General features: G+C 62.7%; 15 protein-coding genes. 5 read left to right on the top strand and 10 right to left on the bottom strand.

All coding sequences use genetic code 11. The features are described from left to right. Positions 1-52 precede the first annotated feature (52 nt). The 8 genes from FJV83_RS34665 to FJV83_RS34630 all read right to left on the bottom strand — a co-directional run bounded on the left by FJV83_RS34665 (position 53) and on the right by FJV83_RS34630 (position 5,419). The gene (locus FJV83_RS34665; RefSeq protein ID WP_185973435.1) at positions 53-538 is read right to left on the bottom strand and encodes a hypothetical protein; all 486 of its coding nucleotides are present in this window, start codon (positions 536-538) and stop codon (positions 53-55) included. Positions 539-916: 378 nt separating this feature from the next. Further along, the gene (locus FJV83_RS34660; RefSeq protein WP_281408856.1) at positions 917-1,711 is read right to left on the bottom strand and encodes a terminase family protein; all 795 of its coding nucleotides are present in this window, start codon (positions 1,709-1,711) and stop codon (positions 917-919) included. 173 nt (positions 1,712-1,884) lie between these two features. Further along, positions 1,885-2,343, bottom strand: coding sequence for a hypothetical protein (locus FJV83_RS34655; protein WP_142886687.1), 459 nt, complete (start codon positions 2,341-2,343; stop codon positions 1,885-1,887). Next, positions 2,321-2,824: a hypothetical protein gene (locus tag FJV83_RS34650; RefSeq protein WP_185976828.1), complete on the bottom strand. Its 504-nt coding sequence runs from the start codon at positions 2,822-2,824 to the stop codon at positions 2,321-2,323. Before FJV83_RS34650 ends, FJV83_RS34655 begins: the two co-directional genes overlap by 23 nt. Then, positions 2,806-3,552 carry a TIGR04255 family protein gene (locus tag FJV83_RS34645; protein WP_185973436.1) on the bottom strand — a complete coding sequence of 249 codons (747 nt, stop codon included), beginning with the start codon at positions 3,550-3,552 and terminating at the stop codon, positions 2,806-2,808. Before FJV83_RS34645 ends, FJV83_RS34650 begins: the two co-directional genes overlap by 19 nt. 413 nt (positions 3,553-3,965) lie before the next feature. Beyond that, the gene (locus FJV83_RS34640; RefSeq protein ID WP_246691958.1) at positions 3,966-4,595 is read right to left on the bottom strand and encodes a terminase family protein; all 630 of its coding nucleotides are present in this window, start codon (positions 4,593-4,595) and stop codon (positions 3,966-3,968) included. Between the two features lie 22 nt (positions 4,596-4,617). After that, positions 4,618-5,013 (bottom strand): hypothetical protein, encoded by a 396-nt coding sequence (locus tag FJV83_RS34635; RefSeq protein WP_142886691.1) that lies wholly within the window; start codon positions 5,011-5,013, stop codon positions 4,618-4,620. After that, positions 5,006-5,419, bottom strand: a complete 414-nt coding sequence (locus FJV83_RS34630; RefSeq protein WP_142886692.1) for a hypothetical protein — start codon at positions 5,417-5,419, stop codon at positions 5,006-5,008. Before FJV83_RS34630 ends, FJV83_RS34635 begins: the two co-directional genes overlap by 8 nt. A gap of 332 nt (positions 5,420-5,751) precedes the next feature. Here FJV83_RS34630 and FJV83_RS34625 point away from each other — a divergent pair, with 332 nt between their 5' ends. The 4 genes from FJV83_RS34625 to FJV83_RS34610 all read left to right on the top strand — a co-directional run bounded on the left by FJV83_RS34625 (position 5,752) and on the right by FJV83_RS34610 (position 7,002). Beyond that, positions 5,752-6,021, top strand: coding sequence for a hypothetical protein (locus FJV83_RS34625; RefSeq protein ID WP_095790724.1), 270 nt, complete (start codon positions 5,752-5,754; stop codon positions 6,019-6,021). Between the two features lie 113 nt (positions 6,022-6,134). Next, complete coding sequence (locus tag FJV83_RS34620; protein WP_142886693.1) at positions 6,135-6,446, top strand: hypothetical protein; 312 nt, start codon at positions 6,135-6,137, stop codon at positions 6,444-6,446. A 26-nt stretch (positions 6,447-6,472) separates the two neighbouring features. Further along, positions 6,473-6,625: a DUF3309 family protein gene (locus FJV83_RS34615; RefSeq protein WP_142886694.1), complete on the top strand. Its 153-nt coding sequence runs from the start codon at positions 6,473-6,475 to the stop codon at positions 6,623-6,625. Between the two features lie 71 nt (positions 6,626-6,696). Further along, positions 6,697-7,002 carry a hypothetical protein gene (locus tag FJV83_RS34610; RefSeq protein ID WP_010910423.1) on the top strand — a complete coding sequence of 102 codons (306 nt, stop codon included), beginning with the start codon at positions 6,697-6,699 and terminating at the stop codon, positions 7,000-7,002. 59 nt (positions 7,003-7,061) lie between these two features. On the opposite strand, the gene FJV83_RS34605 is transcribed toward FJV83_RS34610, so the two are convergent. Further along, a complete protein-coding gene (locus FJV83_RS34605) occupies positions 7,062-7,487 on the bottom strand; it encodes a DoxX family protein (protein WP_095773797.1) in 426 nt (141 codons plus the stop codon). Between the two features lie 224 nt (positions 7,488-7,711). Between FJV83_RS34605 and FJV83_RS34600 the strand changes: the two genes are divergently transcribed. Then, positions 7,712-8,080 (top strand): VOC family protein, encoded by a 369-nt coding sequence (locus FJV83_RS34600; protein WP_027047052.1) that lies wholly within the window; start codon positions 7,712-7,714, stop codon positions 8,078-8,080. Positions 8,081-8,137: 57 nt separating this feature from the next. Here FJV83_RS34600 and FJV83_RS34595 read toward each other — a convergent pair whose 3' ends face one another. Next, positions 8,138-9,097: a prohibitin family protein gene (locus FJV83_RS34595; RefSeq protein ID WP_095773796.1), complete on the bottom strand. Its 960-nt coding sequence runs from the start codon at positions 9,095-9,097 to the stop codon at positions 8,138-8,140. Positions 9,098-9,150 lie beyond the last annotated feature (53 nt).

The raw sequence follows: 9,150 nt of genomic DNA, 5'->3' as shown, positions 1-9,150 counted from the left end.
AAGGTGGCGTGATCGTCGGGGTTGGCGTTGCCGATGGCGATGGCGCTGGTCTTCAGCGCCGTGTCGACCTCGGCCTGTTCATAGTCCTTGCGCCGCTGGAGCTGCCGTGCCGCCATGCGCCGCCGCCGGTGTGACGCATCGCCTCCTTCTGCCGGGCGAAAGCGGCGCGCTGGCTTTCGGGCATGTTTGGCAAGGCAGCGGCAAACAGCTTGTCGAACAGGCCGGTCTTGACCAGCCGGCCGCTGTAGGGATCGACCTGGCCGTACATGGCCTCATGCAGGCCGGCACCGTCGGCCGGGGCCTTCGCCGTCGCCTCGTCTTCCGCCTGCGCGATCTGGCCGTTGAACCGGCGACGCGTCAGCTCGGCGTCGAACGCCTCCTGCTGGTCCTTCATCTGCTGGTAGCGCTCGGCAGCAGCGGAAAGGTGATCGCCAAAACCCTGCATGGCGCCGCCGATAGGCGACCCCTGCGGGTATTGCGGCGCGTTGCCGGTATCGAGCCGGCGCTGGCCAATGGAAAGCGGGATGACGTGGACCATTGGCGGCTTCCTGCTCGAATGACTTTGAACAAAGGCGCGCGGCGCCGGCGATCGCGGCGCGACCGATCGCACGCCGGCGGCAGGCGCGCGTTTTGCGGTTTGTCGGATCGAAGGGTTTTGAGAGACGTGCCGGTGTGTGAGACGTCCCGAACGGACTTTCGTCATCCACGGGTGGAGCAAGGAGCGTAGCGACGCGGCGCAGCCCCCTGGAGCTGCTCCGCAGCCCAAGGGATCCATGCCGCGGCTCTCGAGCGCCGCAACGATGCAGAATTTCGCTCCGCGGCACTCCACGGCAGAGGTAACGGAATGGATCCCAGGGTCTCCGCGACGGAGCTTCGCTCCTGCTTCGCCGTGGGATGACGAAGCAATGTTTGCCCCCTACCGAAACGCCCCCAGCGGATCGCTCTGGCCCGCCGGCCGTCGCGCCGCCTTGAACTCCGCCGGATCGACCACCGCCTCGCGCAGCATCATCACGCCATAGCGTGTCGCCGCCATCAAATCGTCCCGTAGCTTGACCACCTGGCCGTTTTTTCGATGGAAAAGCCTGAATTCCTCCCACCAGTCGGCGAGCGTCGAAAACACCTTGAAGCGGCCGGATTGCATGCGGTCGAGCATCTCCATCAGCCCGGCCTCGACCGAGACGGAGCCATCCGGAAATTGCGCGTGGCGCGACAGCATGTTCAGCCCGTGTGCTGAATATTGTTTGGCCAGCGCCACGCCCGCCCCTTCCAGCGTCTCGCGGCGGCCGTCGCGCGGCCAGGCGAAGGGCAGCCATTCGCCCCAGGGTTTCAGGGTCAGCGCCTGCATCGCCGGCGTCTGCTGCGAGGCCCTCGCTGTTTTTGTGACATAGACGACATCGGCCTCCGTATCCCAGGCGAGCTCGACGGCGGCCGAAGGATGGTCCCAGCCGAAATCGAGCGCGCCGATGCGCGGCCAGTAGCGCGGCAGCCGGAACGGCTCGCAAGCGATCAGCGCCTCGGCCACCGGAAAGATGCGGCCCGAGCCCAGCACCGGAATGCCGCGTGCCCGCGCCTCGCGCTCATGCTCGGGATAGGCCGCGATGATCGCGGCGCGTTCTTCGGGCGAATAGTGCGCGGCATCGTCGATGGTCATGAAGGTGACGTGACGGGTCATTGCGGTGCCCTTGGAAAATCTTGGGTTCCTCGCCCCCACGAATGTGGGGAGAGGTGGCGCGGCGAAGCCGCGACGGAGAGGGGGATGGCGCCAGCCGTCTGGACAGAAGAAACCTCGTCAGGCAGGGACCTACTAAGGTCTCCAAGTTCCCGGCTTGAAAGAAATCCGATGGGAGAGAAAGAGGGCAGCCCAGCGCGTCAATTCGTATGAAACTAGTCCTTTATGATTTCCACCCCGTCCAGTGGGATATACCAGCCGCAGGCGACAAAGAGAGCCTTGTTTTGCGCGTTGGTGAATTTGTCTGGTCGGGGGTCGGCACCCCAGACCTCGCAGTGATAGGGGTTCCCAGGCACCGGTTCATAGCCGACTCTCAGCCCAACCCCTCTGACGTGCAGAGCCAAGATCGCAACAGCTCCGGTGTAAACTGGGGTTCGAACAAACTCGACGGGATCCTTCTGGTCTTCTTGGATACTCCGCTCGTGATCGACGGACATGCCTCCACCGGTCGGCTTCATCAGCTTCGATGACAGCCGGCGACATTTTCTGTTGTCGTCATCGACGACATGGTGGATTGGGTTAACTCGGCGAATTAGAGTATCGTTTGGCTCGATGTTCTGATGATCATGCGGGACGACGTTGCCATTGGCATCATGCGGCGGCGGTGACAGCATCAGACGCCCGCCCCGCAAGATCTTCGATCCATGCCCTGACAGCTTTAAAATCTACCGTCAGCTCGAGTTCCTCCTCGTCCCCGGTCTCGACATCCCGTCTCAAACAGTCAACTTGGTTGACACCCAGTATGTCTAGCTCAATGTCGAGCCCGTTGCTGTGCCACTCGATCTGTAGAGAGCCGTCTGATCCAGGAACAAGACTAGGACTTGGCACGCCCTCCACGTAAACATGTTGTAGAAGTTGAACGGCAAAATGCGCGATGCGAAAGTCGACGGACTTCCCGTCATAGCCGTCCCACCCCTCGGGTAGTTTGACCAGATCGTTGAGCTTGGCTGCCACAACCTTTGTCCACTGTGTTTCGATGTCTCTCACGATCAAGCGGTCGATCGCCGACAAGCGCTCGGTGCCAGCGACTCGCGAGAAGCCTGACGCTCCAGAGAATACAGAAATAGAAGAAACCATTATTGACTGCGCGCCCATATTTTGTGTGCTTCTTCCGTAGTTATATCACAAAATCTTTTGACAATCCGTTGCCGGCCGGCCGCAAGAAAATCTGATATGCTTTTCGTGCTGATGTCAGTCGGCGCACCTCGATAGATCAGCGACAACCTCATTGCCCGCCTAACCTCCCGCGAACTTGAAAGCCCCAACTCGTACCTAAGTCGAGCAACTGGCTTTTTACCGTCCTCCGAAAGTACCACCTCGCTGAATGTGGCATTGAGCTGCTCGACATTCAACACGCTCGGCTTGACTATGGTCAGCCAGTCTGCAATCGCCGTCTTCTCGACGAGAGGTATGACATTGATGTAGGCAACCTCTGCCTGCTTGATAATCATCGGTGCGCCGTGAGCCTGGAACACGCCGCGGAGCCCTTCCAGATGTTTGGCGAACTGTTCGGCAATGGCCTCATAGCGAGGATATTTGTTCTGATGGCGCTTCCGCCAATTCATGTAGAACCGGTCATCCTGAAACTGAAGAAGATGGCTGTCGTCATCGGCGATAAACCAATAGCGCTTGCTCGGCTCGCTCTGAGAGATCGAGAACTGAAATGCAGGCATAGAAACCGTCTCTGCGCCGCCGAAAACCTCAAAGGCCGGATCGAGCCGAGGGGCTTCCTGAAAGTGGGTAAATTCAGCCCGAAAGGTATTCCAAACCTCCCATGCAAAAAGATCGTTGTATTCGGGGTGTCGTACAAATTGCACGCCCATTACGACCTCATCTAGAGGCGGATTGCCAAAGTCAGGGAGACCCGCTGGCCGTGTCATGATTTTGTGGCCAGCATGAATGACAAAGCGAAGCACCCCTCCGATATAGTTGGACACTGCCTGAAAGTAATGCCGAAGACAAGCGGTTCCTTACATTGACCCTGTGTAGTAATTATGGTGTCCACAGTTCGGCTATCTGGTCAAGACTTGCAGATCAATCCTGCGGTTAGGAACAAAGGAAAATCAAGGGCTTGCCCTCACGATCTGCCTGACAATTTTATGCCCAACTCACGGCATCGCGGACAACCTAACCCAAATGCTGCACTTTGCAACTCGCGCCTCGCCCTGCGCCTTCGACCCGAACTTGAGCGTTCGGCTTGAAAGCCGATCGTCTGAATGGCCGCCACAGGAAGAAGTCACCCCTTCACCATCCGCTCCACCTCCCCCGCCGACAGAAACAGCAGCACCACATCGCTCATGCCGAGCAGCGGCGTGAAGGTGACGATGGTGATGCCGCCGGTGGCGTTGGTGCGGGTCAGGCCTTCGGAATAGATGTCGAGCGGCGGTTCCTCGTCGAACCAGACGCCGTGCAGCGTCTCGCCTTGCCATTTCTCGCGGCCCTTCTCGAAACTCTTGAACGACAGCACGCTCTCGCCGGCCTGGACGTCGCCGCCGCCGCCATGGCGCACGACGACACTGTCGAGTGCGCCCGGCGCGCCGCGGCCCATGATGGTGTGACGAATAGCGTCGGCCGGGATCATGCCGGTGCCCCAGGCCGCCTGCTGTTGTGGCGGGCCGACCAGCACGCGCTGCGGGTTGTCGCGCGTGCCCTCGCCGGTCACGCCGGCGGCCCACAGCCGCACGGGCGTGGCGAAAACCTTGCCCCGCCACCACGCGGGATAACGGCCGGTCAGGTGCATGGCCCATTCGGCGCCGCCGGCCCTGGTCTTGCCGAGCTGGTTGCCGGCCATGAACAGCCTTTCGCGGTTGAGCGCCCCCGCCGCGTGAAATTCAGCCTGGCGCCGATACGGTTTGTACGCCGCCAACTGGTTGCCGCGTCTGCGGCGGTCAAGCTCCGCCAGCAGCGCCAGATACTCCGTCTTCGCTGATATCGGCGGGTTCTGCGAGGAACGGCCTGAGGACGGTTTCGAGGCTGCGGATACGGCTGCGAATCTCTTCATCGTTCCAGGCGTCCAGATGGTTGACGGCGACATCGAAATCCCTGGGCAACACCGACAGCACGATCTTCAGATACTGGTCCGGCTTGCCGGCCCGCACCTCGGCGATGACGGCGGCGCCATGCGCGCGGAAATCAGCCCGCACGGCGGCGAGAAAATCGTCGCCCAGCGTCTTCTTCGTCCGCGTCGCGCGAGGCTTGCGTGCCAAGGCAGGCTTGGCGACGGGCTTGCGCCTTGCCGGCTTTGTCATGCGGCGCGCCGGCCCGGCGGCGGCTTCGTCAGCCATCGACTTGATCCATGGTGCTGGCTGCGTTTGCGGAAGCAGCCAAGCCGGTCTTCGGCACCGATCTGGCCGGGTTCCTGGTGCGGGATTTCCTTTTCGCCACCTTGGCCCTCTTCGCGCGCTTCGGCTTTGCGGTCGCGGCAGGTTTTGGCGCACTGGCGCGTTTTGCCACGCTGGCCTGCGCCCTGAGCCGCGCCAGGACGAGACCCATGGCGTGGCCGCCGATGCCGGCCTGGGGAAAACCAAAGCCGCCACCCGCATCCCGCACCATGCCGATCAGCACGCCCGATGCAACCGGCTCGATCCGGCCCAACCGCGGGCGTGGCGGCGCGCCCTCGAACGCGCCGATGGCGCTGACGATCTCGCGGCCGTCATCGTCGGTGATGATCGTGGCGTAGCGTTGGGTCATTGGATTTCCCGCAAAGGTCGCGCCCTACGGCCCGCCACCATACGAAGTTGGCGGCCGGCGGCTGCCAAGGCGCCAGAAACACAAAACCCGCCTCGGCGGCGGGTAGTTGGCGCAAATCAGCACCATGGACAAATATGTAGCATGGCTGCCCTCACCCGGTCAAGGAAAAAATTCCTAGATCATGGAGCCTCTCAAGCCTCCTTCTCGATCAAGCTCTGCGCCGTCGCCGAAACCCGAACCGGATAGCCGGCTTTTCATCAGCCGGCAGCTGTGGGACCATCAGAAGAAGCTCATGGAATGATTCGCGTCGTACGGCCTTGCAGGAGAGGGCGATGGACAGACCAGCCATGGCATCCGTCTTCAGGATGCGGCATGCTCCAGCCACGGTTTCCGGTGTGCGCAGCACCGGTCAAGGCCAGGCTGATCCGATCATCCGCGTGAACTCGCTTGGCGACGCGATCCGCTTCGTCGCCAACGCCTACCCCAACTACGACATCAGCGCCGTCGCCATCACCTGCGGCGATCCGTCGATCCCGCGCCTCGGCAGCATGGAGGTCAAGGCGGTGTGGCGCGAATATGGCGAGCGCCTGACGCAGGAATAGGCGCCTCGGACGCTTCACGTGGACACCTCAAGGCAACACAAGCAATCGGGGTCGTTTTGCGGTGACATGAGAATTCGGTCTATAGTCAGCTATCGGGATCGGAGGGCGTTACCGTGGGAGATCAAAAAGGTCGCGGGCAGCGTTCGCCGCCGGCGGACAAGGAACTCTCCTATGAGCGCGATGGCAGGGATGCCTATGGCGAGAACAACAAGTCGAAGCGCAAGGCAATTCCGCTGTTCAAGGCGCGGTCCAATCGCCAGGGCCGCCATGGCGCCAAGATCGCCGTCGCCGGCATGACAGGCGAACTGCGCGACGCCGACGAAGCGAAACTTCAGGCGGCCGACTTTAAGGCATCGACGCCGTGGAAGACCAAGTCGCCGGACATTCCGCTGGGTGATTATCTGAAGCGGAAGCGGAAGGGCTAGCCGGTGCCCGCATCCGGCGGATTGGTATGGCCGGCGCCTTCACCATCATCACCGTCATGCTGGTCCTGGTCGGCGTGTTGCCGGTCTGGCCATGCTCGCGCGGCTGGGCCTGGCGGCCTCCAGGGACAGCGGCGGCGATCCTGCTGCTGGTGGTCGTGCTGTTCTCCGACAGGATCTGACGCGTCCGCGGCTGGCTTCGGATCGGAAAGGCCGCTGGCGCGTTTCCCCTTTGGTCAATGGAGGGAACCCCATGAACGTCGCCAATCTGCAACTCGAAGGCCTGCTCATGGCCGTCGCCTCGATCAACCACGTCCTGGTTCGCAAGGGGGTGCTGACATCGGAGGAGATCGACATCGCGCTGCGCAAGGCCGAGGCCAGCGAAACCGGCGAGGAGCGATCCAACGGCATGTCGGCGTCGAGCCGCGACGCCGTCAACTTCCCGATCCGGCTGCTGGAACTCGCCAACCAGTGCCAGCCGGAGGCGGACATGCCGTCCTTTTCGAAACTGGCCCGCATGGTCGGCCAGATGAAGGAGCCCTATAACGATCAGCTGTGAGGCCCGGGCAGTTCACCGTTTCACGCAAACGGCGAACTCCTCCGATCTTGTAGCTCGTCTCAAGCCTTGCCCGGCCAGCCAAGGTTCAGCGCCAGCGTCCGTCCCGGCCCGTGGACGGCGGCGAAGAGCAGGCCGGCGGCGAACGGAAAATGCGACATGAAGGCGCCGAACTCGGCCTGGTTCGAGGCCCAGTGCGACGGGCCGTGGAAGGCAAAGCCGAGGAAGGTGACATAGACTGCCGCGACCAGCGCCGCCGGGGTCAGCAGGGCGCCGGTCAGGAAGGCTATCACCAGCAGCGTCTCGAGGATCGCGGCGCACCACGCCAGAAACAGCGGAAACGGGAAGCCGGCGGCGGCGATGTAGCCGGCGGTGGCGCCCATGTCCATGAACTTGAAGACCACCCCCATCAGGAACATGGCGGCGAAGACCAGGCGGGCGATGAGAAGGGCCGCGGTCTGCCACGGCGATTGAGTGATGTCCGGCATTTTGTCTCTCCAGGGTTGCAATGGATATCGACCCAAGGACGAGCGACGCCGTGCGGTTCCGACACCGGCCTGAATTTTTGTCCCCAAGCGCGGCCGCAACGAACGCCGGCGCCGGTCCGGCGCTGACGGACGGGCGCAGTCGCCGGGCCTGAAACCTTGCCGCGACCTGCCCCGAAAGCTACCCTCGCAAGGGGGGCTCGATCAGTTTGTGAGGAGAGCCAGCAATGGCGACGGTCCGGTATCTCGTCAGCGATGTCGAGTTGGCGATAGAATTTTACACCAGCCATCTGGGGTTCGCGCTGCGGCAGCAGTTCGGCCCGGCGATGGCCATCCTGAAGCGCGACGACCTGACGTTCTGGCTCGCCGGCCCGATGGCGTCGGCGGCGAGACCGATGCCGGATGGCCGCACGCCGCAGCCCGGCGGCTGGAACCGCATCGTCATCGAGGTGCAGGACCTGCCGGCGCTCGCCGCCCGGATGCGCGATGCCGGCGTGCCGTTCCGCAACGAGATCGTCGATGGCCCCGGCGGTCGCCAGATCCTTTGCGAGGACCCGTCCGGCAACGTGGTCGAACTTTTTGAACCAAGAGCATGATCCCTTCCGAAGCCCGTTCGGGATCATCATTGGTTTCTTCGTTGCCTCGCTTGGACCTCAGTTCGCCACCGGCGCCGGCGTGCTGAGTTCGAGGAACGGCACCGTCGAGCCGGGGATCATCGACTTCGGCAACTGCCCGTCCCATTTTTCGGCCTTGGTCAGTTCGACCAGCAGCGGATTGTTGGCGAGCGCTGCGGCGCGCGCCTTGATCGCTTCGGCCGTCGCCTCGCCTTCGATCTTGGTCTTGTAGGCGCTGGCTTCGGCTTCCGCCTTGACGCTGTCGGCACGGCCCTTGGCCTGGGTGACCGCGATGTCGGCCTTGATCTTTTCCTGCTGCAGGTTCTGTTCCTGCTTCTGCACTTCCACCTGCGCCGTCATCCGCGCCTCGACCGCCTGCTCATAGGCGTCGGAAAAGTCGATGTTCTCGACCTGGACGCTGTCGATCATCACTGGGCCGTCGGTCACCGACGAGATGGCGTCGGCGACATCCTTGTTGAACTTGGCGCGGTTCTGGATCACCGACACGGCGTCGTACTGGCCAAACACCGTCTTGATCTCCTGCGGCGCCTTGCGGGCGATGACCCGGTCGGCCAGCGCCTCGATCGACCCGTAATTGGTGTAGACGTTCGAGACCTCGGCCGCCGGCACGTGGAAATTGACGGTGACGCGCATGTCGGCCGGCTGCTGGTCACGCGAATAGGCCTGCATGGCCGGCAGATTGCCGCAATCGCTCTGGTTCTCGCAGCCCCATTTCAACACCTGCTGGCGCAGGCTGATCTTCTCGACCCTCTGCAACCACGGCAGTTTGAAATGCAGGCCCGGATCGACGACCGAACTCAACGCGCCATTGGTCAACAGCACGCCGCGGTCACCCTGGTCGATCGTGTACCAGGACCCCATGACGGCACCGATCAGCGCCAGCACGATGGCCAGCGCGACGATGCCGCTGCCGATCGAGCGCGAGCCCACGGCCCCGTGCTGGAGGGCACGGTTCGAATTGCCTTGCGTGTCAGTCATTGCCAACCCCCGTTGTCATTGCCCGGTCCCACGATTGCGCGGAATCATGGAGG

This window comes from Mesorhizobium sp. WSM4307 (genome assembly GCF_007003945.1).
Taxonomy (GTDB): Bacteria; Pseudomonadota; Alphaproteobacteria; order Rhizobiales; family Rhizobiaceae; genus Mesorhizobium.
The sequence above is the reverse complement of the archived record's forward strand: the minus strand, read 5'-3'. Positions and strand labels throughout refer to the sequence as shown.